Here is a 21,797-nt window from a genome sequence, read left to right as displayed (position 1 = left end):
GGCTGGATCGTGGCCAGTCCGTTCCCCTTGTCGTCTGTAGCCTGCATTTGACCGCCGCAGAGAGGGCAGGCGAGTGGCAGCGGTACAGCGCTGACTCGCTGTGGCGTTCCTGAGTCGGTCGTGGCCATGGGAGGCGATGGTAGTCGCCAGAAGCAACGCTTCACTGCTACCTGGGGCGGACGAAGCCGACGAGGTCGCTGCGCCGCGCGTAGGAGTCCATGGCGATGCCGGGTCGGCATCTGGTGCACCGGGCGTTGATCATCTGGTCGGCGTCGATGACGATGCCGACGTGTCCAGGGTTGTCAGGGCTGCTGCCGGGGCCGGAGTTGAAGAAGACCAGGTCGCCGGGTCGCTGCTGGCCTTTGGGGATGCGTGTGCCGTGGCGCCATTGGTCGAAGGTGGTGCGGGGGATGCTGATGCCTGCGGCGCGGTAGGCCATCATGGTCAGCCCGGAGCAGTCGAAGGCGTCGGGGCCTTCGGCGCCCCATATGTAGGGTTTGCCGAGCTGGGCGCGGGCGTAGGCGATGACCTTGGCGGCTACGTCTCCAGCGGGCGCCAGTGCAAGCGTGCCCGGCTGGCAGATGGAGCTGCCTGCGGTGGCGACCACGTGGGCGCCGCCGTCGGCGTAGCGGCGTGCCCAGTCGAGCACTTTGCCGATGTACTCGGTGGATCCGTTGTAGCGCAGCAGGGCCTGGGGGATGTCGCTTGGAGCGCCGTAGTCCTTGAGCATGTCCGCCGCCGCGGGGATGGCGTCGGCGGGGTCGTACACGTTCGCCCAGCCGTCGCCGTTGCCATCGGTGGCGTAGCCGCCGGTGTGCTGGCCGGCCCGGTGGCGGGGTGGGCCGCCCCAGTTGTTGGTGGCCTTGCCGCCGATGCCGATCTGCATGGGGCCGGCGGCTCCAGCCCAGTTGGCACCGGAATGGACACCGGAGTTGGGGGCGGGGTCGCGTCCGTGGTCGGATTCGACTTTGCCGACGGCGGCGAGGATGGTCCAGGCGATGCCGGACTCCTGGCCGACCTCGCGATACAGCTCCAGGTAGTCGGCGGGGATGGTGTTTTCGGCTTCATCTGAGGTGCCGGGCTGGGCCTGGCAGGCGGCCGTGCTGTCGTCGATGCCGCTGCTGGCGCCGAGGAACACCGCGATCAGTAGTAGCAGCGCTCCGACAGCGGCGGCCAGCCACAATTGGGCCGCGCCGCAATCGTTGCCCACGGCATGACACCGGGCTCGGTGGTGGTTACGAGGCGCCTGCACTGGTGTCTCCGGCGTTACCGGCGTCGGCGGGCTGGAAGTCGTGGATCGCCCAACTGTCATCGCTGGTCTTGGTGGCGGTGATGGCCAGTCGTTGGGTGCGCTGGTGGCGGCCTGCGGTGGTGGTGATGTCCTGACGCAGGTTGATGATGAGGATCAGCGAGTGAGGGCCGATGGTACGGATCTTGTTCGCCGTGGCGTGTGCGGTGGCGGCCTCGCGGTCACGCGCTCGTTGTGCCTGGATGGAGCGGGTGCTTGCCGCGCGGGCGAGTGATCCGTACAGCTCTGGTGTGGCCATGGGGCGCAGCCGCGCCAGGTACGCCTGGGGCGGCTGGTCGTAGCTGTATGTGCCGTAGGCGGTGGCGAAGCTGGTCGTGAGGCGGATCGCGGCGGTCAAGTCGGCCGTGGTCAGGGGAAGCAACGCCGTCACATCGGAACTTGCCGTGGTCGGGGTGGGGCTCGCTGGTGGAGGAGATGCGGTGTGGTCGTCCGTCACCGGTGGTCGTAGGGCGCAGGCGGCGAGGAGCCCGGCGGTCAGGCAGGCGGAGATCGCGAAGTTGGGGATGGGGAGGTCAGGCCTCGTCATCGTCGCCCCTGCCTGAGGGGAGAGGGCGGGCGTAGCGGGCGAGTTCTATTAGTCGCAGCCGCGCAGCGCCTTCGTGTGGCGCTCCGACGGGAAGCCAGATCGGTCCTGCTGGTCCAAGGGGCGGCTCGCTGATCGCGTCGGCGGTGGCGGTGAACACCGGGACGGGAGGAGTACCGATGGCGGCGTGCAGGTTGGCTTCGCGGCGGGGGCTGCTGGTCCAGATCAGTACGGGGGTGGTGAAGCCGTCGGCGGTGGCGAGATTGGCGTAGCCGCGCAGCTTGTCGGCGACCCTTCTGAGCGGTCGTTGGGTGCCGGTGTCGTATTCGAGGAAGAAGTCGACGCTGACTCCGTGTTCTCGCCAGCGGCCGAACCCGTCAGGGCGGATGTAGGGGGCCCAGGTGGTGGCGCAGCGGCGTTCGGGCCACCACTGGGCGAGTTCGGCGGCCGTGCGGTGGCGGGCGGCGGCGGCCAGTGCGGTGAAGATCCCGTTGACGCCCACCAGGTGGCCCAGCTGGGGCGACAGGGACCAGGCCACGATTCGGTCGCGCCGGTAGCCGAGATCAGCGAACGGGATGCCTTGTTCGGCGGCGATCACATGAGCGCCTGCTTCTCCGATGGTGTAGTGCAGAGGTGCGGTCCCCTTGCCCGGAGGCAGCAGTGGCCGGAACCGCTCGACCGCGCCGAGGCCGGTAAGGCGGAGCATGCCGCGGCGCGCGCGGTCGGCGTTGGGGAAGGCGAGCTGGGCGATCTGCCCGGTGGTGAGCACGTGGTGATCCCACAGCGCGCGCAGTACCAGCCGGTCGCGTTGGGTCAGCCGGGACGCCAGCAGCATCGGCACGAGCTTCTTGGGATCGCGGCGCGCTGCGGATGCGTCGGGAACGGGCTGGGGAATTGGCGGAACGTATCGGGTCATTGAGAGGGCCTTTCCTGTTCGGGGGATGCCGTGGTCAGGTGGATGTCTGGTCCGGTGCGTGATGCGAATCAGTGCGCGGGTCGACGCGGGGATCGTCGGCGCGGGGGCGGCTGTGGCGTCGGTCGGAGCGGGCGCCGTAGGTGTCGGCCGAGACGCGGCGGATCAGCTTGGCCCGCCCGGGGACGGCGGGTGGCAGGGGCAGGGTGCGCAGGGTGAAGGCGGGGATTTCTGCCGCGTCCACGATCAGCCGGGCGCTGGCCTGGAAGGCGTCCAGGTGGGCCAGGTCGTGCTGGGACAGATTGGGGGCCATATGGCGTTCCAGCGTGCGGGCGTCCTCGGGGGAGACAGCGAAGAAGACCTTGTTGCGGGCGTTGGCGGAGATCGCCTCGCGCAGTTCGCGGGACAGTTGCGCCAGGTCTTGGTGGGCGAGGACGACCGAGAGCCGGTAGGCGCGGGCCTCGGCCAGCAGGTCGGCCAAGCCGTGGGGCAGGGTGAGGAAGTTGTGGCACTCGTCCACGTAGAGGGCGCTGTCGGCGCGGGCGCTTTGGCCGTGGCGGGTTCGGCTGGAGACGGTCTCCCAGATTTTGGCCAGCATGAGTGACCCGAACACCGCGGTGGCGTCGGCGCCGAGGATGCCTTTGGGGGCGCGGATCAGCATGAGTCCGCCGTCGAGCACGGTGGTGGGGTCGAAGGTGGACGCGCCGGAGCCAAGGGTGGAGCGGATGAAGTCGCGCAGGAGGAAGGCCCTGAGTTTGTTGAGCACGGGGCCGGTGGCGTGTGCGCGGGCTTCGGGGGACAGGTTGTCGTACCAGGCCCAAAAGTCGGCCAGGATTGGATCGCGGACCCGGGCGGTGTGCGGAGCCCGGTAGGCGGGGTCGGCCAGCAGCCGTGGGATGTCGGCCAGTGTCGCGTCGGGGGCGTGCCACAGCGTCAGACAGGCCGAGCGCAGGATGTCGTCGGTGCGTGGTCCCCAGAATTCCTTGTAGATGCGGTGGAAGATCCCCACCAGGTTGTCGGTGGCCAGATGGGGGTCGGGGCCTTGCAGGACGTTCAGGGCTGGCCGACGCCTCTGGTCGGGGTCGAACAAGACGACCTTGTCGGCGACCTGCTCGGGGAGCCGGGCCAGCAGGTCGACGATCAGGTCGCCCTTGGGATCGATGACGACTGCGCCGCGGCCGGCTTCGGCGTCGGCCAAGATCATGTGGGCCATGAGCGTCGACTTGCCGGATCCGGTGGCGCCGAGAACGTGCATGTGGTGGCGGCCGTCGGCCACCCCCAACGCCACCGGTCGCACGATCCCGGTGTCGCTGACGCCTAGCTGTTTGGCGTCCGGGCCGGGCAGCCGAATGGCTGGCGGCGGTGGGACGGCTTTGGCGCCCGCCCGCGAGAGTCCCGGGACGGCGGCGTCCCAAGGAAGGTGGGCCAGTGCTGCCAGCTCTGTGACCGAGCACAGGTCGCCGCGCCGCATCCACCGCCGTGCTAGAGCCGTCTCGGGTCGGCGGAGGCGGTGTCGGCGCAGGTAGTTGTGCCCGGCGTACAGCGCGTAGGCGGAGGCGATCGCGTGCGCCCGTCCGCGGAGCCCGCGCCGCAACGCGCGGTGCACCTGGCGCGGGTTGACCGCTTCACCGTGGTGGTCTTTGGGGGAGGACGCTTCGGGCACGGTGTCGGGGGCGACGGCCAGCCCGTAGCTGACGGCCACTTCCCACTGCGGCTCTCGGGCCTTGTCGAGGATGGCGCGGACCTCGGCGGCGCGTTCGGGGTGGGCCGCATAGGCGCTGGTTGAGGAGGAGCGGCGGGCCGGGACCGGGGTGATGAGGTCGAAGAGGCGTCCCCAGGGGCGTCCGGATTCGGTGCTGCCGCGGAGTGCGGCGGCTGCCCGGTGCGCTTTGACGAGCCGTCGGCCGGTGGCCGGCCGGGCGCAGATCTGCACCACCACGCGCTGGTCGGGGGACAGCCCGGAGGCGGCGCCGATCAGGGCGCGGAGCGGGTCGGCCGGGTGGTCGGCGCGCAGCGGCAGCCAGTCCGGGCGGGCCATCCGCAACCGGCCTCCCACAGCGACCCCGCCGACGGGGAGGGGCGGAGTGGTCGCGGGGGTGGTGTGGGTGCGGGCGGCGGGCCAGGCGGCCTCGATCGCCCGCTCGATCAGCCCGGGCGGCACCGTTCCTGGCACCCACAGTCGGATCTGGACTGTGGAGGTGTCCCAGACGTACTCCCAGGCCAGGTGCGGTTGACCGGTCACCAGCCGCTTGTAGGCAGGGCGCAGGAGCCCGATGAGGTTGGCCCACAGTTCATGCGCGGCCTGCGGGTCGACGTCGGGCGGCGGCAGCACGGTGATCAGGCGGGCGCCGTCGGCGAGACGATCATGACGCCGCCGCCACCACATGTGCCGGAGCATCAAGAACGCCGCCAGCACGCTGGCCAGAAGGACACCGCCCACCCAGCCGTAGCTGTCCAGTAGATGTTCAGCCTTGTGGATAAGGGTGTGGATGACCGCGTCCGGGTCCCGAAGGAATGGGCCCATTGGCGGCTCCGTCGGCGAGGGAGTCGGAGACGGACTGTCATGCAGCTGCGGCCGCATCAGGATCAGTGATCGAAGGGTCATGGTTCGATGTCCAGTTCGTCTTCGATGCCGGCCAATTCCACGCGGTGGCTGGAGTCGAGCGCGGCCAGTTCCGCGGGGTCGCTGGTGATGACGTGGTGTTCGGCGGGGGAGGCGATGGCTTGGAAGGCGACCCGGTGGGCTCCGGCTGCCAGCAGTCCCTCTCCGCGGGAGCAGGCCAGCAGGAACTGGCGTTCACCGGCCGACAGGTTGAAGGCGTCGCCGACGGTGTCGATCGCTTGAGGGGCTTGGCGCAGGAGGACCTGGGTGGTGGCGTTGGCCACCACAGCCTGGCCGAGTTGCGTGCTGAGCAGGTCGGCGGCGTCCTGGGTGACCACGGCCAGGCCGCACCAGTACTTGCGGGCGCTCTTGGCCAGGCGGAACAGGAACTTGGCGCCGTCGGGCTGGCGCATCAGCAGCCATGCCTCGTCCACCACGACCAAGCGGCGTTTGCGGTCGTGCGGGTTGGAGACGCGCCGCCAGACCGCGTCCAACGCCAGTAGGGTGCCCGCTGCCCGTAGCTCGTCGGGCAGGTCCCGCAGGGAGAAGACGACCAGGTGCCCGTCGGGCCGGGTGGTGGTGGGCCCGTCGAACAGGTCGCGGTGGGTGCCGGTGACGTAGGGAGCGAGCCGTGCGGCGACCTCGCTCGCCTTGGGGTCCTCGGTGTCCTCCCGCAGGGCGGCGGTCAGGTCGGCCAGCAGCGGGGCGGGGCGGCTCCAGGTACGCGGGTCGCTGGTGATCCCCTTGTCGGCGTAGGTTTCCACGATCGCCCGGTCCAAGGCTGCCCTGCTGGCCGGGTCCAGCGGTTCGTCCAGCAGTACGCCGATGAGGGTGTGCAGGAACAGCGCACGCCGAGTGAACGCGTCCGTGCCGGCGTGGGCGGTGGGCAGGTCGAAGGGATTGAAGCGGACGCCCGGCGAGCCCAGAGAGATATAAGAGCCGCCGACTGCGGCGGACAGACGGGCGTATTCGTCTTCGGGGTCGATGATGGCGACCTCCACCCCCGAATACAGCGACCGCAGAACGTCGAGCTTGGTCAGGTAGGACTTGCCGGCGCCGGAGCGGGCGAGGATGACCGAGTTGTGGTTGTCCAGGCCCCACCGGTCCCACAGCACCAGGGAGGAGGATGCGGTGTTGATCCCGTACAGCACGGTGGTGTCGGTGATCGGGACGTCTAGGTCCGGGCTGGAGAACGGGAAACAGGCCGCCAGCGCCTGGTTGTCGAAGGTGCGCCGCATGCGCAGGCTGTCCACCCCGACCGGCAGGGTGGTGATCAGGCCCTGCAGCGGGCGGAAGGTCGCGGGAGCGGCGTCCAGCAGCAGCGAGGACGCTAGCGCCCGCACCTGCGAGCATTCGGCCTCCAGCGTCTCCTCGTCCGGGGCGTGGACGGTGAAGTACAGGCCGACGCGGAACAGCTTGGTCTGTCCGCGGGCGAGCGCCGCGGCCAGTTCTCGGGCGTCCTCGGCCGCAGCGGTGGCGTGGAAGTCTTCCAGGCGGCCATGCTCGGCGTCGGAGCGTGCGGACGATTCCAGCCTGGCCAACTGGCGGCGCAGCCGGTCGGCCGCCACGGTGGGCGGGGTCGGCTCGATGTGCACGGCGACCTCGACTCGGCCCGGGTATGTCAGCAAGGGATCCAGCCAGCCGGGACCGACCTCGGCGGGGTAGCCAGTGATGGCGAAGGAGGCGCAGACGCCGTCGGCCAGGGTGAGGGTGCGGGCACCGACCTCGATGGCGTCTGGGCCCATGGCCGTGCCCGTGTGGTTCTTGGCTCCGGCGGCGTTTCGAATGCGCGAGCGTGCGGTTTTGAGCAGAGTCATTCGGATTCTCCGGCGGATGTGATCACTTCGGAAGGCGCCGCTCGCCGGGCCGATGGGGAGGCCGTCGTGGTGACGGGCGCGGTGCGCCAGGGGTTGCAGCAGGCGGTCAGCACCGCGGCGGCCTGGCCGCCGGGCAGGACCTTTACGGTGATGCCGGCGGCGGCCAGTGCCCGCGCCGCTTCGTCAGCGCGGCGCAGTGCTCGCTGAGCGGCAGCTCCGTCACCGGCTCTGCCGTTACGTGGTTCGCGCAGCACGATCAGCACCTGGCGGCGCAACAAGTCCCGGCGCCCAGCCAGGCTGGACAGGAAGTCGGCGTGGTCGATCGCGGCCTGCTCCAGCTCCCGGTGAGGCAAGGAAGGGGCATGGTCGCGTAGCCCGCAGATCAACGGGGCGAGGTCGACGTCCTCAGCGCGCACCACGATCTGCGCCGGACCTGAGAGCGAGTTCAGCCAGCGGCCGAACACCCCCACCAACGCGGCCTGCTCCTGCGGGGTGCGCAAAGCGAAACTCACCGTCGACGCCTCGCACACCACCGCAGACCCGTCGGCGCCAAGATCGATCACACCCTCGGCGGAGATCGCGCCGGCGGGCAGACGCAGTGGTGCGGGCAGCGCCAGGTGCCCGTCCTGCGCCCATGCGGGCGGTGCTGCGACCCCTTCGGGAGCCAGCACCAACCGGCGCGGAGCGCGCGCGTGCCGGATCGCGGCCAGTAGCAGCCGATCCAGGCCCATGCCGTCGCGGCGTCCCAGCGCGAGCACGGCGGCGGCCGCGCCGAACGGTATCGCCAACACGGCGAACATCGGCAGGGGCACCAGGGTTCGGGTGGCCGCGTAGGCCAGCCACACCACCGCGCCCGCTGTGACCAGGATCGCGACCTGGCGGGCGGTCAGACCGGCCAGGATCTTGTCCGGCGTCTCCACATCGGCGGGAATCCGGACGCTGTAGACGACGTGGTCGTCCTGCGGCACGGCGCATCACCTCCTTTAGCTGGGCCGCTTCCACGGGCGGTTCGGATCGGGCCGATACGGCGGCGACGGCGGGGATCGCCGGGGCGGGGGCGGCGGCCGGCGCCAGTCCCCGGCGTGCGGCGGTGTCCAGGTGGTCTCCGGCTTGCCCCAGCGCTGTTGCTCGCCCGCACTGTCGGGGGCAGGGCGCCCGCGATGCACCCGCTCGTGCCAGGCCGGATCCGGTGGCATCCATCGCTTGTGCGGGTCAGCCCACCGCGGCTGCGCTCCATCTCCAGAGTTGGAGGGTGGGGGTGACGGGGGGTTGCCAGGCGTTGGCTTGCTCACAAGGACGGGGGGCGCTGAGCGTCCTCCCGGCAGTTGTGGGTGGGACGGAACCTTTGCGGCTTGCCCTGCGGCAAACCGCTTGAGCATGCCCCGGAACAGCACCAGAGACACGATCGTTCTGGCCGCGCGGCTGATCGGGCTGCGGCTGATCACGCCGCCCTGCCAGACCATCCGAGAGATCCAGGACGGGATCCGCACCAGCACATACAACAGGCAGATCGCGATCCACAGATCCACGTGGTCGCCGGGCGTCCGCCAGCCCAGGATGGTGACCATGTCGGTGGTGAACACCACCCGCATCGCCGTGATGAACACCAGTGCCTGCGCGACCTGGATTGCCAACACCCCGAAGAAGCAGCGCCACCACAGCTTGGCCAGTCCCTCGGTCTGTGGCAGCGCATGGCAGGCCAGCGCCAGCGGGGCGGCGGCGATCAGCAGGATGGTGAGCATGACCCGCACGACGTAGATCAGCATCAGGATCACGCCGAGCAGCACCGCCCAGATCGTCACCAGCACGATGAAGATCCCCACGTCGGAGGGGTTGAGGGCGTGCAGGACGATCTTCTGGAGCTGATCGGCGGCCTGCTGCGGGTCGACGCCCTGGCCCAGCAGGGCGGCTGACAGGGCGTTGGCGAACTCGATCGACTGCCCGATCAGCAGCAGGCTGGTGTTGGATGCCACCATGCCGACCACCAGGCGGGGTGCGATGTCCTTGACCGTGTAGGAGGTCTGCAGCGTCTGGCGGCCCATCAAGGTCAGTCCGCCGACCAGCACCAGCAGTACGAAGCAGGAGTTGGCCACCACCAGCGACCCCGTCCACAGACCCTGCACCCGGCTGGTCTGATCCAATCGCGGGGTGGCCAGCAGTGATCTCCCCAGGAACCCGAGCACAGGATTGATCGCGGACTCGACTAGGTCTTTGAACCAGTTGTTGATCGCCTGCTTGGCTTTGCACGCGACGTCGAACCAGCTGCAACCACCCGAGTCCTGCCCCGGACTGGTCGGCAGCCCCGGCGAAGAACCTGGGCTGCCAGGGACCGAGGTCGTTGGGCTAGGCGTGCTGGGGGTCGATGTGCCGGGGGTGGAGTTGGAGGGGGACGCCGACGGCGTCGGCGGGGGAGAGGACGTCGCGGAAGAGGGCGAGGAGACAGGTGTCGGCGGCGGCTCCGCGGCCACAGCGCCAGCGGACGTCCCGCGCGTGACGGCGTACGCGGGCACCGTGACCAGTACCACAGTGATCAACGCGAGGGCGCAGCAGCCGATGGCGGCGAGCCCGGTGCGTGGACGAGTTCGCATCGCGGATCACCCGCCGACGAATCCCTTGAGGATGCTCACTAGCACCGGAGCGAGCACCGCCACGCCATAGCCGATCGCGCTGTACTTCAGCGTGTCCTTGGCCTTGTTGACCTCGCCCGGGTCGCCGCCGGCCAGCAGGTAGCGGATCCCGCCCACGGTCAAGAACAGGGTCGCCAGCGACACCAGCAACCCCACAAGCCACTTGGTGATGTTGTTGATCACCGTGGTCAGATCCTGGGGCGGCGCCGCCAGCGTGCGCGCCAGCGCGTCCGGCGCCGCGAACACCACCACCAGCAGTGCCGTTACAAGTGCGGCAACGGTCGAAGCCGCCCGCAACGATGTCTTCGAACGCATCGGCCACCTCCCTCACGGACGTGGCCGGGGCCCCGCTGCGGCCCGAGAAGGCGGGCCGGGTCAGGGACGCCATCACCTCCTTCCGGTAACGGCGGCGCGACCCGAGGGACGAACCCGGCCCGCATGGGGCGGGCAATCGGCCGCCTACGGGGCCCCGGCGCACCCAGCACGCCACATGGCCACCGAGGAACCTCACAACAGGCACCGGGCTTACCAACCGGTCAGAGTGATCTATGCGGAACCTCTGTGCTTCCCCTCGTAGCGTGGAGACCTGAACCAGAGAGATGGTTGGGTCGTGGGAGACAAGAAACGTCGGTTCGATCCGGAGTTCCGGGCGGGTGCGGTGCGCATCGTCAAGGAGACCGGCAAACCCGTGGCGCAGGTCGCGCGGGATCTGGGGATCAGTCCCTACACGCTGCATAACTGGGTGAAGAACGACCGCGCGCAGGACCAGGCCCCGGGCGGCGAGCTGGACGAGTCCGAACGCGCAGAGCTGGCCCGGCTGCGGGCCGAGCGGGTGCAGTGGGACAAGGACCGCGCCGAGCTTGAGATGGAGCGTGACGTGCTCAAGCGATCAGTGGTCCTGTGGGTGAAGGACTCGATGAACCAGTGATCGTGGCGGAGTTCATCGCGTCCCAGAGGACCACCTTCGGTATCCCGCATGCGATCGCCTGCCGGGCCCTGGGGGTCTCGCAGTCCTGGTTCTACAAGTGGATCAACCGCATGCCTACCGCCCGTCAGCAGCGGCGGGACCGGCTGGATGAGGAGATTAGACGCCTGTTCACCGCCTCGGGCGGCACCTACGGCTCGCCGCGGATCACCGATGACCTGCGGGCGGCGGGCTGGAAGGTGTCGGTCAACACCGTCGCGGCACGGATGGCCGAGCACGGGCTGGCCGGACGTCCACCCAAGCGGCGGCGGTCGCTGACCCGGCAGGGGCGGCGGCCGGCCGCTCCCGACCTGGTGCGCCGCAAGTTCACCGCGGTGGCGCCGGATGTGCTGTGGTGCGGGGACGTCACGCAGATCGAGACCGATGAGGGGCCGCTGTATCTGGCCACGGTGGAGGACCTGTTCTCCCGCCGGATTCTCGGCCACGCCATGAGTGAGCACCATGACGCGGCGCTGGTGGTGGCGTCGTTGCAGATGGCGGCCGCCACCAGGGGCGGAGATGTGGACGGGGTGATCTTCCACTCGGACCGCGGGTCGGAGTACACGGCGGCGCGGACGGCGGCGGCCTGCGGGGCGCTGGGGGTGGTGCAGTCGATGGGCCGGGTCGGGTGCGCGCTTGACAACGCCGCCGCCGAGGCGTTCAACAGCACGCTGAAAGTCGAGTTCGTCCACCGTCACCGCCTGGCCACCCGTGCCGAAGCGCGCCTCAAGGTCGCGACCTGGACCGCCGACTTCTACAACACCAGCAGGAGACACAGCGCCAACGACGGGCTCGCCCCGATCACCTACGAGCAGCAGGTGGCAGAAGCACGGAGAACATCAACGGCCCAGCTCAGGGCCGAAGTGGCATAGGACCGTCTCCACGCTTTCAGGGGATTGACACCTCAGCGCCTCATACGTCGCGGCTCCATGGACGACGCCGCAGCAGTTGCCGCAGGACTGGAACCGCCGTGCTGGTTTCGCCCGCTACCAGGACCCGGCAAGGTTCCCCGATGCCGATGCCGATGCCGATGCCGATGCCACGCACCGGCGTGGCATGCCGTCGATCCGCCAGGGCACCGGTTCCGGATTGCCGCGGCGGCAATGAGCGGACTGGCCGTCCGGCAACGCCGGGCGGCAACCCCGCTGTGAACGTAGCGGCGGCAAGGGCCTGCCGGACATACGCCCGATGGCACGGCAAAAGCCCAGGTAGATGCCGCTTCTCAGAGGTTCCTATGAGGCCCGTGCCGACAATCGCGCCCATACCGGCAACCACCTGAACGCAGGAGGGACCGAACTGGTGCGCGACCCCTACTGGCACGACAAGACCCATGCCCTGTACGCCGGAGACCCTCGCCAGGTACTGGCCGAGTTGCCCCCCGGATCCGCCGACTGCATCGTCACCAGCCCACCGGCATGGACGCCACCACACCCCGACGTGGCCGGAGACGCCCCGAAACGCTACGGGCTCGAACCCACCCCCGCCCTCTACATAGCCGCTCTGCGCCGCGTCTTTGCCCAGGCGCACCGTGTTCTGGCCGACGCGGGAACGGCATGGCTGATCACCGGCGATCGCTACGCGGGACAGACCGGATGGGACGGTCCACCCACCGGCAGGCACCGCCGCACGATCCGCGACAAGACCATGACCGGCGTGCCCGCCACCTCGCTGATCGGCCTGCCCTGGCAACTGGCGTTCGCGCTACAAGACGATGGATGGATCATCCGCAACGCCATCGTCTGGCACCATCCCTCCACCGAGGAACAGCCCGAAGCAGACAGACTCGCGCTCTCCTATGAGCTCATCTTCCTGCTGGTCAAAACGGACCAGTACTACTTCAACCACGACGCCACCCGACACCCGCCGAACCGCCTGATCTCCGAGCTCCGCCGCCATAACAACCCGGTCGTCGAGCCGGGCCGCCAGGAACGTCGGTGCGGCTGGCACCACATGAGGCGGCAGAGCAGCCATCACGGCATCGGCAAAAGCGGCAAAAGGATCAGCGATTGCCGCATCCCACCCGGCACGGAGGCAACGCAGCCGAGCTCACGGCACAATCCAGCAGCGTTGCCGCTCGGGCCTGCCGAAGACGTCTGGACGCTGCCGGCGCCAACGCAGCGACCCGCGCTGCCGATCGAGGTGCCGCTCACGTGTGTTGCCGTCGGGTGCCGCCCCGGCGGCACGGTGCTGGACATGTTCACCGGAAGCGCCACCACCGGCATTGCCGCCCGGAAACTCGGTCGTTCCTACATCGGCGTGGAGCAGAGTTGGGTGCTGTGCCGCGTGGCCGAGCAGAACCTCCGTGACAACGGCGGCCACAGCGACGGCGACCTCCAATGAACCGCCGAACACGCGATCCGAACCATTCGGTAAGGTGCACTGGCCTGAGCAGCCAATATGCTGCCGACTCACAGGAACCTCCCAGCGCTGACCGAGATGATCAGCGGCCACTCTCGACCCGCTTCGAGTTCGTCGCCGTGGGCGGCAGCGAGGGGGAGGCGCTGGAAGCATCGCAACTCGCAGTGATCCGAGAGATTCTTCAATGGCTACATCGGCGCGCCGATTCCCAGGAGTAGACGGCCAACCCCCGCAATCAGGCCAGGGCGACGTGGTGTTGCCCTGGCTTCAGCCTGGTGACAAGTCCGATCCGCTCGCTGAGGCATCGCAGGCGGGACTGCCCGTACCGGTCGCATGGCTAGGGCGAACATCGACTGACGACCAGCAGGATCCATCCCTGTCGCTTCCTCGTCAGCTACGCAAGTCCCGCGAGGCCCTGCCCAGCGGGTACGTGATTGTCGCGCACTTCTACGACGTCGAGTCGGGCCGCAAAGAACTCGATGAACGCGGCTACAGCCGTGCGCACGAGCAGTTCGACATCGCGATCCCCCGCGACGGCGGAATCCAGGACCTGCTGGTCGAGGCCGCACGACCTGACCGGCGATTCGTAGCGGTGATCTGCGAAGAAATCGGACGTGTCGCGCGCCGCACCTACTACGGCACCAAGATCGAGCATGAGCTGGAACAGCACGGCGTGCCGTTGCTGGCCGCCAACGAACCCATCCTGCCCGACATCGGGAACAGAGGCCGCTCCCGCAAGCGAGCAGGACCAATTCTCACGCGGCGGATCAACCAGGCCATCGCCGAATGGTACGTCGTGCAGATGCTCGAACTGTCCTGGGACGGCTTCTGCGAGCACACCGAACAAGGCTGGAACATTGGCCGTCCACCCTATGGCTACATGGCCGAAAAACGTCCGCACCCCGTGCCGGCCAAACGCGCGGAAGGCAAGACCAAAACGCGCCTGGTCCCTGATCCGGCCAAGGGGCCCACCGTAACGACGATCTTCCAGCTGCGGGCGCTGCAACGCCTGGGCTACGACGAAATCGCCGACCGGCTCAACACCGACCTCGCCAGCCATCCAGCCCCAGAGCCGGTGGATCCGCGCCGCGCCGTCGGCCGGTGGACCGGCTCAGCGGTCCGCGGCATCCTCACCAACCCCAAGTACACCGGCTACATGGTCTGGAATCGTCGCGCCACCAAGAAGGGCGGCCGCCACAACCCGGTGACCGAGTGGGTCTGGTCGCGACAGCCGACCCATGAGCCGCTGGTCACCAAGGAACTGTTCGAAGCGGCCTCACCTGTGGCGCAGCACCGGCAGGGATCGCGTCCCACCAACGCCGTCAGCACGCACCCGCAGACCAAGCGTTCCTACCGGCTGCGGTCCTATGTCTCCTGTGATCTGTGCGGACGGCGGATGTTCGGCAAGACCCGCCACGCCATCGCCTACTTCGCCTGCCAGCCCGAACGGCAGCACCACAAGGGCCGTGCCGACTGGTTCAACGACCACCCCAAGAGCCTGTGGGTGCGCGAAGACGTCCTCCTGGACGGCGTCCGTCACTTCTTCGCCGAGCGGATCTTCGGCCCTCGTCGCCGTGAACACCTCAGCGACCAGCTCCGCCGCTCAGGGGCCAAGCGCGCAGACTCTACGAACACCAAACGTCGCAAGCAGATCACACGTGAGCTGACCGACCTGCAGCGCCGCCAGGACAACCTCATTGGCCAGCTGGAGACCTTCGAGTCCACCGGGGATCCCGAGGCCGACCGCGACTACCGGCAGTCCATCCAGCGACGCTTCGCCGAGCTCACCGCCGCGCGGCGCACCAAGCAGGCCGAACTCGACCAGCTCAACACCGACACACCACCCGCCGGGGACGACGCAGATCTCCTCGACCTCATCCCCCAGCTTCCCCTGGAGCTGTCGGATTTGCCAGAAGATCTGGAGCGCCGACTCTACGACGCGTTCCACCTGGAGATCCGCTACAACCGACCTCGCCACGAGGCCACGTTTCGTGTGACGGTGCGAGAGGATACGGTGAAGTTGCTCACCAACAGCACAGAGAGCATCACCGAACGAGGATCTGACATGAAGAGGGAACAAGATCGGCAGCACGGCCGCTTGTTCCCATCTTCTGGGTGCCCCCTGCAGGATTCGAACCTGCGCACACGGCTCCGGAGGCCGTTGCTCTATCCCCTGAGCTAAGGGGGCGGGCGTTCGGTGCGAGAAAAGGCTACCAGGGTTGGCGGGCTGACGCGCACCTCGGCGTTCGCCGTGCGTGGACGGGCGGGGTCGACTACCTTCGTGGCCGTGACCGAGCCACTGGGACGCGTGCTGGTCGTGGACGACGATGAGGTGATCCGCCAGCTCATCGCCGTGAACCTGCAGTTGGAGGGGTTCGAGGTCGCGACGGCCGTGGACGGGCAGGACTGCCTGGACAAGGTGCGCGAGGTCGGGCCGGATGTGATCACGCTGGACGTGATGATGCCGCGGCTGGACGGATGGGTGACCGCGGTGCGGCTGCGGCAGGATCCGGCGACGAGCCACATCAAGGTCGTGATGATCACGGCGCGGGCGCAGGAGCACGACGTGCGGCGGGGGGAGGAGATCGGCGTGGACGCCTACGTGACCAAGCCGTTCGACCCCAACCAGCTGATCCAGACCGTGCGGAAGCTGGCGGCCGTGTCCAAATAGTGGTCGGATAGTCTCACGAGGGTGACTCCAGCCGATGTCTGCGGTGCCCTCGCGGCCGCCGCCGGGGCCGACCCCGGTGAGGTGGCGCTCAGGTGCGTGGGGCCGGGGCTGTACGCCAGCCCGGTGGCCCTGCGCAGGGGCATGTCGGCGCAGGTCGTCGCTGAGAGGGTCGCGGCGTCCGCCGGGGTCGCCGAGGTTCGGGTTGACGGGGGATTTCTCACGGTCCGGGTCGAGCGGCCCGGGGACCTGCTGACCTGGCTTGTGGAGGCGGGCCCTGAGCCGGCCCCCCTGGAGAAGGCCTCCGACGCGCCTGTGTGGCCGGAGTGGCCTCGGACGTTTGAGAATCCTGGGTTCTGTGTGCGGTACGCCTACGCGCGTGCGGCGGGTGTGCGGAGGCAGGCCAGGGATCTGGGGGTGGACGCGGGGGAACCCGTGGGGTTGGACGCTGAGGAGGAGCTCCGGCTGATCGGGGTGCTGGGCGAGTTTCCCGCGCGTGTGCGGCAAGGATCTCGGCCCCTGAGGCGTTATCTGGAACGGCTGGCCGGGGCGTACCACGACGTCCACGAGCGGTGTCCGGCGCTGCCGAAGGGCGAGGAGAAACCCGGGGCGGTGCACGCGGCCCGGGTCACGTTGGCGGAGGCCACGCGCATCGCCCTCGGCAGTTGCCTGAACACGATCGGTGAAACCCCTAGAGAGCGGATATGAGCAGAGTGCACCCCGCGGGACCGAGGCACGCCGACGTCCTGCCCGAAGAGAACCCGCTGCCCCCGGCAGAGGACCTGAACGCGCTGGAGCCCCAGATCTGGCCGCGCAGCGCCAAGCGTGAGGACGGCGTGCTGCACGTGGGCGGTGTGGACGTACGGGAGCTGGCCGAAAGGTTCGGGACGCCCCTGTTCGTCTACGACGAGGAGGACGTGCGGGCGCGCGCGCGGGAGTACGCGGCCGCCTTCCATGACGGGGACGTGCACTACGCGGGCAAGGCGTTCCTGTGCACGGCCGTCGCGCGCTGGCTCAACGAGGAGGGCCTCGGGCTGGACGTGTGCACCGGGGGCGAGCTGGCCGTTGCGCTGGCGGCGGACTTCCCTGTGGAACGCATCACCTTCCACGGCAGCAACAAGTCCCTGGCGGAGCTTGAGAAGGCCCTGGACGCGGGGGTCGGGCGCATCGTCGTCGACTCGTTCGAGGAGATCGCAAGGCTCGGGTACCTCGCCAAGGAACGCGGCGTACGGCCCAAGGTGATGGTGAGGGTCACCACAGGCGTCGAGGCGCACACCCATGAGTTCATCGCCACGGCCCATGACGACCAGAAGTTCGGGTTCTCCCGTAGCACGGGGGCCGCGCTGGAGGCCGTCCGCAGGGTCCTGGCGCTGAGCCAGCTCGAACTGGTGGGGCTGCACTCCCATATCGGGTCGCAAATCTTTGACACGGACGGCTTTGAGGTGGCCGCGCACCGGCTGGCCGAGCTGCTTGTGCAGATCCGTGACGAGCACGACCTGGAGCTGCCCGAGCTGGACCTGGGGGGCGGCTACGGGATCGCCTACGTCACGGGGGACGAGCCGCACGACCCCAAGGCGATCGCCGATTCGCTCAGGACCATCGTGGGACGCGAGTGCCGGGCGTATGGCCTGGCCATGCCGCGCCTCACCGTGGAGCCCGGCCGGGCGATCGTGGGTCCGGGCGGGGTTACCCTGTACCAGGTCGGCACCGTCAAGGACGTGGAGGGCCTGCGCACCTACGTCTCGGTGGACGGGGGGATGAGCGACAACCTCCGCACCGCCCTGTACGGCGCCGAGTACACATGTACGCTGGCCAGCCGCTCGTCCGATGCGGCCCCGATGCTCAGCAGACTTGTCGGCAAGCACTGCGAGAGCGGCGACATCGTCGTGCGAGACCTGTGGCTGCCCGAAGATCTTTCGGCGGGCGACCTGGTGGCGGTCGCGGCCACCGGTGCGTACTGTCGATCAATGGCCAGTAACTACAACCACGTTCCCCGGCCCGCCGTGGTGGCGGTGCGCGACGGGGAGGCGCGGGTCATCGTCCGCCGGGAGACCGACGAGGACCTGCTGCGGCTGGATGCGGAGGTAGGAGTGTGAAACCTGGGCGGGGGACGCCTCGGCGGCTGAGGGTGGCGCTGCTCGGCTGCGGCGTCGTCGGCACCGAGGTGGTGCGGCTGCTGCGCGACCAGGCCGACGACCTGGCCGCGCGGGTGGGCGCACCGTTGGAGCTGGCCGGGATCGCGGTGCGGCGGCCGGACCGGGTCCGCCAGGGCGTGGACCCCGCGCTGCTCACCACCGACGCCCACGCCCTGGTCACCCGGGACGACGTGGACATCGTCATCGAGGTGATCGGCGGCATCGAGCCCGCCCGCACGCTGCTGCTGGAGGCGATGAAGTCCGGCAAGTCGGTGATCACCGCGAACAAGGCGCTGCTGGCCGAGGACGGCGCGACGCTGTTCGCCGCCGCCCGCGAGTACGGGGCCGACCTGTACTACGAGGCGTCGGTGGCCGGGGCGATCCCGCTGCTGCGTCCGCTGCGCGAGTCGCTGGTGGGCGACCACGTGCACCGGGTGCTGGGCATCGTCAACGGCACCACCAACTACATCCTCGACCAGATGGACACGCACGGCGCCGGATTCAACGAGGCGCTGCAGGAGGCGCAGGCGCTCGGGTACGCCGAGGCCGACCCGACCGCCGACGTCGAGGGGTTCGACGCGGCCGCCAAGGCGGCGATCCTGGCGCAGCTGGCCTTCCACACCCCGGTGACCGCCGCCGACGTGCACCGCGAGGGCATCACGGAGGTCACCAGCGCCGACGTGGCCGGGGCCAAGGCGATGGACAGCGTGGTCAAGCTGCTGGCCATCTGCGAGCGGGTCCCCTCGGACGACGGGCGCAACGGACGCGGCGTGTCGGTGCGGGTGTACCCGGCGATGATCCCCCGGTCGCATCCGCTGGCCAGCGTCCGCGAGGCCTACAACGCGGTGTTCGTCGAGGCCGAGTCGGCCGGCTCGCTGATGTTCTACGGGGCCGGCGCGGGCGGCGCGCCCACCGCCTCGGCGGTGCTCGGCGACCTGGTGGCGGTGGCCCGCAACCTGGTGGGCGGCGCGTCCGGCCCGGTCGAGGTGACCTACGCCAGGCTGCCGGTGCTGCCGATGGGCGAGACCGTCACCCGCTACTACATCCAGCTGGACGTGGCCGACCAGGCGGGGGTACTCGCCACGGTCGCCGAGGAGTTCGCCCGGCACGGAGTGTCGATCCAGGCGGTGCGGCAGGTCGGGTTCGGCGACGACGCCCAGCTCGTCGTGGTGACGCACCGCGCGCCGGACGCCGCGCTGTCGGCGACGGTGCGGGGGCTGCGCGGCCTCGACATCGTCCGCGAGGTCTCCAGCGTCATGCGCGTCGAGGCCGACGAGTAGACCCGGCCCGGCCCGCCGCCCCGGCCCGCCCGGGGCTCTAGAATCTGCGCAACACCGCAGGTCATCCAAGGAGCGACAGTGAACGCGACCGCCCGCGCGTGGCGCGGCTTGATCGAGGAGTACCGCGACCGGCTCCCGGTGTCGGACCGGACCCCGGTGATCACCCTGCGGGAGGGGGGCACGCCGCTGCTGCCCGCCCCGCGGATCTCCCAGCTGACCGGCTGCGAGGTCCACCTGAAGGTGGAGGGCGCCAACCCGACCGGGTCGTTCAAGGACCGCGGCATGACGGTGGCGATCAGCAAGGCCGCCGAGGAGGGCGCCAAGGCGGTGATCTGCGCGTCCACCGGCAACACCTCCGCGTCCGCGGCCGCCTACGCGGTGCGCGCGGGGATGACGTGCGCGGTGCTCGTCCCGCAGGGCAAGATCGCCATGGGCAAGCTGGCGCAGGCGCTGGTGCACGGCGCGCGGCTGCTGCAGGTGGACGGCAACTTCGACGACTGCCTGGAACTGGCCCGCAAGCTCGCCGTGGACTACCCGGTGGCGCTGGTCAACTCGGTCAACCCCTACCGCCTGCAGGGCCAGAAGACCGCCGCGTTCGAGATCGTGGACGCGCTCGGCGACGCGCCCGACGTGCACTGCCTGCCGGTCGGCAACGCCGGCAACATCTCCGCCTACTGGATGGGCTACAAGGAGTACGCGGCCGACGGCGTCGCGTCGCGGACCCCGCGCATGCTGGGCTTCCAGGCCAGCGGCGCCGCGCCGTTCGTGCGGGGCGAGCCGGTGCCCAAGCCGTCGACGATCGCCACCGCGATCCGCATCGGCAACCCCGCGTCGTGGGACCTGGCGATCGCGGCGCGCGACGAGTCGGGCGGCGCGATCGACGCCGTCACCGACCGCCAGATCCTGGCCGCCTACCGGCTGCTGGCCCGCGAGGAGGGCGTGTTCGTCGAGCCCGCGTCGGCGGCGAGCGTGGCCGGTGTGCTGCAGGCCGCCGAGCAGGGGGTCGTGCCGCGCGGGTCCCGGGTGGTGTGCACGGTGACCGGTAACGGCCTCAAGGACCCCGACTGGGCCATCTCCGGGGCGCCCGCCCCCACCACGGTCAAGGTGGACGCCCACGCCGCCGCGTCCGCGCTGGGCCTGGCGTGAGCCGCCCCGGGGGCGGCGCGAACCTGCCGGGCCCGGTACGGGTACGGGTGCCCGCCACCAGCGCCAACCTCGGCCCGGGGTTCGACTCGCTCGGTCTGGCCCTGACGTTGTACGACGACGTCGAGGTGGACCTCGACGTCGACGGTACCCGCTTCACCGGCCTGTCCATCGAGGTGGACGGCGAGGGCGCCGAGGTCGCCGAACGGGGCGACCGGCACCTGATCGTCACCACGCTGCGCCGGGCGTTCGAGGCCATCGACGCCCTCGCGCCCGCCGCCGTCGGGACCGGCTGGGCCGGGCTACGGCTGCGCTGCGTCAACCGCATCCCGCACAGCCGCGGCCTGGGCTCGTCGTCCGCCGCGATCGTCGCGGGCATCGTCGCGGCGCGTCACCTGCACCCGCACGGAGAGGTGCTGGACGACGACGCGGCGCTGCGGCTGGCCACCGAGATCGAGGGGCACCCCGACAACGTCGCGCCGTGCCTGGCGGGCGGCCTGACGGTCGCGTGGACGACCCCGCAGGGGCCTCGCCTGGTACGGCTCGACCCGAAGGTCCGGCAGGTCGTGGCGTTCGTCCCGGAGACGCGGCTGGCCACCGAGCGCGCGCGGGGGCTGCTGCCGGAGACCGTCCCGCACGCCGACGCCGCCGCCAACGCGGCCCGTGCCGCCCTGCTCGTCGCCGCGCTCACCCGCGGGCTCGGCCCCGAGGTGCTGCTGGACGCGACCGAGGACCGTCTGCACCAGCGGTACCGGGCCCCCGCCATGCCGGAATCGGCCGCGTTGGTGGAAAGGCTGCGCGCCAAGGGCGTGCCCGCGGTGATTTCCGGGGCAGGACCTACTGTCCTGGCCTTCACAACCGCATCACAAGTTGATTCGATGGGCCCGGAAGTGGGTAATGGGTGGCACATACACCCGCTGGACGTTGCCCCCCATGGCGCCTGCGTTCAGCCTGATGGTTCCGACGGTCCCGGTATCCGGTCCTGAGCGCAGGGCCTGGGTGAACCCGGATCCCGACGTCCGGACGGCCGTGACGCCGCGCGCAGGGGGAAGGGGGATGGCGCGGCGCTCCAGCCGGGTGCAACGATCCGCCTAGGTAAAATGCGAAGACATCGACCTCTGGGGAATAGCAGTGTGCCCTGGTGATGTTAGGCTGATTGCCGCACCAGATGCCCCGTTCGGGGCCGTGTGCTTGTCAGCCACGCGTCACCTGTTCGGCCCTTCGGTCGTGTCGGTCCCGCGTACTAGGCTTCCCGACACCGTGACATCCCGTTGTCAGCCGTTCCAGCGATACTACGGACGTGGCGGTACCGGGGACGACGCGCGAACCGCCCCGACCATCATCTGGCTGTGCCCAGAAAACGCAGATCGCGGCCCCATCGTGATCCGCGGAGCCCGACTCGGCGCCCCCGCCGGGCCGCACCACCGGGTTGCCTGGCCGACCGCCGGCCTACACCCG

The 21,797-nt window shown here is 69.8% G+C and carries 20 protein-coding genes, 1 tRNA gene and 1 pseudogene; 11 read left to right on the top strand and 11 right to left on the bottom strand.

Features of this window, described 5'->3' with window-relative positions; all coding sequences use genetic code 11:
* Positions 1-166: 166 nt before the first annotated feature.
* From ABD811_RS38340 to ABD811_RS38305, 8 genes are all read right to left on the bottom strand, one after another.
* Positions 167-1,210, bottom strand: a complete 1,044-nt coding sequence (locus ABD811_RS38340) for a C40 family peptidase (protein ID WP_344957631.1) — start codon at positions 1,208-1,210, stop codon at positions 167-169.
* A gap of 25 nt (positions 1,211-1,235) precedes the next feature.
* Positions 1,236-1,646: a hypothetical protein gene (locus tag ABD811_RS38335; protein WP_344957629.1), complete on the bottom strand. Its 411-nt coding sequence runs from the start codon at positions 1,644-1,646 to the stop codon at positions 1,236-1,238.
* Between the two features lie 175 nt (positions 1,647-1,821).
* The gene (locus ABD811_RS38330) at positions 1,822-2,667 is read right to left on the bottom strand and encodes a replication-relaxation family protein (RefSeq protein ID WP_344957627.1); all 846 of its coding nucleotides are present in this window, start codon (positions 2,665-2,667) and stop codon (positions 1,822-1,824) included.
* A gap of 115 nt (positions 2,668-2,782) precedes the next feature.
* On the bottom strand, positions 2,783-5,269 hold the full coding sequence (locus ABD811_RS38325) for a type IV secretory system conjugative DNA transfer family protein (RefSeq protein ID WP_344957625.1): 2,487 nt from the start codon (positions 5,267-5,269) through the stop codon (positions 2,783-2,785).
* A gap of 77 nt (positions 5,270-5,346) precedes the next feature.
* Complete coding sequence (locus ABD811_RS38320) at positions 5,347-7,092, bottom strand: VirB4 family type IV secretion system protein (protein WP_344957623.1); 1,746 nt, start codon at positions 7,090-7,092, stop codon at positions 5,347-5,349.
* Positions 7,093-7,160: 68 nt separating this feature from the next.
* Entirely contained in the window at positions 7,161-8,132 is a 972-nt protein-coding gene (locus ABD811_RS38315; protein ID WP_344957621.1) for a PrgI family protein, read from the bottom strand.
* A 15-nt stretch (positions 8,133-8,147) separates the two neighbouring features.
* The gene (locus ABD811_RS38310; protein WP_344957619.1) at positions 8,148-9,347 is read right to left on the bottom strand and encodes a TrbL/VirB6 family protein; all 1,200 of its coding nucleotides are present in this window, start codon (positions 9,345-9,347) and stop codon (positions 8,148-8,150) included.
* A 411-nt stretch (positions 9,348-9,758) separates the two neighbouring features.
* Positions 9,759-10,106: a pilin gene (locus ABD811_RS38305; protein ID WP_344957617.1), complete on the bottom strand. Its 348-nt coding sequence runs from the start codon at positions 10,104-10,106 to the stop codon at positions 9,759-9,761.
* 295 nt (positions 10,107-10,401) lie between these two features.
* On the opposite strand from ABD811_RS38305, the gene ABD811_RS38300 reads away from it, so the two are divergent.
* From ABD811_RS38300 to ABD811_RS38285, 4 genes are all read left to right on the top strand, one after another.
* Positions 10,402-10,719 carry a transposase gene (locus tag ABD811_RS38300; RefSeq protein WP_344957615.1) on the top strand — a complete coding sequence of 106 codons (318 nt, stop codon included), beginning with the start codon at positions 10,402-10,404 and terminating at the stop codon, positions 10,717-10,719.
* Between the two features lie 2 nt (positions 10,720-10,721).
* Positions 10,722-11,627: an IS3 family transposase gene (locus ABD811_RS38295; RefSeq protein WP_344957613.1), complete on the top strand. Its 906-nt coding sequence runs from the start codon at positions 10,722-10,724 to the stop codon at positions 11,625-11,627.
* A 76-nt stretch (positions 11,628-11,703) separates the two neighbouring features.
* A complete protein-coding gene (locus tag ABD811_RS38290) occupies positions 11,704-11,862 on the top strand; it encodes a hypothetical protein (RefSeq protein WP_344957611.1) in 159 nt (52 codons plus the stop codon).
* 105 nt (positions 11,863-11,967) lie between these two features.
* On the top strand, positions 11,968-13,095 hold the full coding sequence (locus ABD811_RS38285; RefSeq protein ID WP_344957609.1) for a DNA-methyltransferase: 1,128 nt from the start codon (positions 11,968-11,970) through the stop codon (positions 13,093-13,095).
* A 412-nt stretch (positions 13,096-13,507) separates the two neighbouring features.
* On the opposite strand, the gene ABD811_RS38280 is transcribed toward ABD811_RS38285, so the two are convergent.
* Entirely contained in the window at positions 13,508-14,173 is a 666-nt protein-coding gene (locus tag ABD811_RS38280) for a hypothetical protein (RefSeq protein ID WP_344957607.1), read from the bottom strand.
* Between ABD811_RS38280 and ABD811_RS44090 the strand changes: the two are divergent.
* Positions 14,057-14,329: pseudogene (locus ABD811_RS44090) on the top strand (recombinase family protein); the annotation flags it as partial. The gene ABD811_RS38280 and the pseudogene ABD811_RS44090 overlap by 117 nt on opposite strands.
* Positions 14,330-14,716: 387 nt before the next feature.
* On the opposite strand, the gene ABD811_RS38275 reads toward ABD811_RS44090, so the two are convergent.
* Positions 14,717-15,205 (bottom strand): hypothetical protein, encoded by a 489-nt coding sequence (locus tag ABD811_RS38275; RefSeq protein WP_344957605.1) that lies wholly within the window; start codon positions 15,203-15,205, stop codon positions 14,717-14,719.
* Positions 15,206-15,229: 24 nt separating this feature from the next.
* Positions 15,230-15,301 (bottom strand) — tRNA-Arg (locus tag ABD811_RS38270).
* A gap of 120 nt (positions 15,302-15,421) precedes the next feature.
* Between ABD811_RS38270 and ABD811_RS38265 the strand changes: the two genes are divergently transcribed.
* The 6 genes from ABD811_RS38265 to thrB all read left to right on the top strand — a co-directional run bounded on the left by ABD811_RS38265 (position 15,422) and on the right by thrB (position 21,325).
* A complete protein-coding gene (locus ABD811_RS38265) occupies positions 15,422-15,784 on the top strand; it encodes a response regulator transcription factor (RefSeq protein ID WP_344957769.1) in 363 nt (120 codons plus the stop codon).
* Between the two features lie 21 nt (positions 15,785-15,805).
* Positions 15,806-16,489, top strand: coding sequence for a DALR anticodon-binding domain-containing protein (locus tag ABD811_RS38260; RefSeq protein WP_344957603.1), 684 nt, complete (start codon positions 15,806-15,808; stop codon positions 16,487-16,489).
* Entirely contained in the window at positions 16,486-17,877 is a 1,392-nt protein-coding gene (gene lysA, locus ABD811_RS38255) for a diaminopimelate decarboxylase (RefSeq protein ID WP_344957601.1), read from the top strand. The genes ABD811_RS38260 and lysA overlap by 4 nt, the downstream gene beginning before the upstream one ends.
* A 32-nt stretch (positions 17,878-17,909) precedes the next feature.
* Positions 17,910-19,196: a homoserine dehydrogenase gene (locus ABD811_RS38250; RefSeq protein ID WP_344957768.1), complete on the top strand. Its 1,287-nt coding sequence runs from the start codon at positions 17,910-17,912 to the stop codon at positions 19,194-19,196.
* A gap of 78 nt (positions 19,197-19,274) precedes the next feature.
* Entirely contained in the window at positions 19,275-20,342 is a 1,068-nt protein-coding gene (thrC, locus tag ABD811_RS38245) for a threonine synthase (RefSeq protein WP_344957599.1), read from the top strand.
* Complete coding sequence (gene thrB, locus ABD811_RS38240; RefSeq protein WP_344957597.1) at positions 20,339-21,325, top strand: homoserine kinase; 987 nt, start codon at positions 20,339-20,341, stop codon at positions 21,323-21,325. Before thrC ends, thrB begins: the two co-directional genes overlap by 4 nt.
* Positions 21,326-21,797: the final 472 nt, after the last annotated feature.

Source organism: Actinomadura miaoliensis (assembly GCF_039536785.1).
GTDB lineage: Bacteria > Actinomycetota > Actinomycetes > Streptosporangiales > Streptosporangiaceae > Spirillospora > Spirillospora miaoliensis.
The sequence above is the reverse complement of the archived record's forward strand: the minus strand, read 5'-3'. Positions and strand labels throughout refer to the sequence as shown.

Bases quoted from the DNA above. Each gene is read 5' to 3' on its own strand.
- ABD811_RS38330 (WP_344957627.1), bottom strand. From the start codon at position 2,667: ATGCTGCTGGCGTCCCGGCTGACCCAACGCGACCGGCTGGTACTGCGC.
- ABD811_RS38325 (WP_344957625.1), bottom strand. From the start codon at position 5,269: ATGGGCCCATTCCTTCGGGACCCGGACGCGGTCATCCACACCCTTATC.
- ABD811_RS38320 (WP_344957623.1), bottom strand. From the start codon at position 7,092: ATGGGCCCAGACGCCATCGAGGTCGGTGCCCGCACCCTCACCCTGGCC.
- ABD811_RS38305 (WP_344957617.1), bottom strand. From the start codon at position 10,106: ATGCGTTCGAAGACATCGTTGCGGGCGGCTTCGACCGTTGCCGCACTT.
- ABD811_RS38285 (WP_344957609.1), top strand. From the start codon at position 11,968: ATGCCGCTTCTCAGAGGTTCCTATGAGGCCCGTGCCGACAATCGCGCC.
- ABD811_RS38280 (WP_344957607.1), bottom strand. From the start codon at position 14,173: ATGGCTGGCGAGGTCGGTGTTGAGCCGGTCGGCGATTTCGTCGTAGCC.
- lysA (WP_344957601.1), top strand. From the start codon at position 16,486: ATGAGCAGAGTGCACCCCGCGGGACCGAGGCACGCCGACGTCCTGCCC.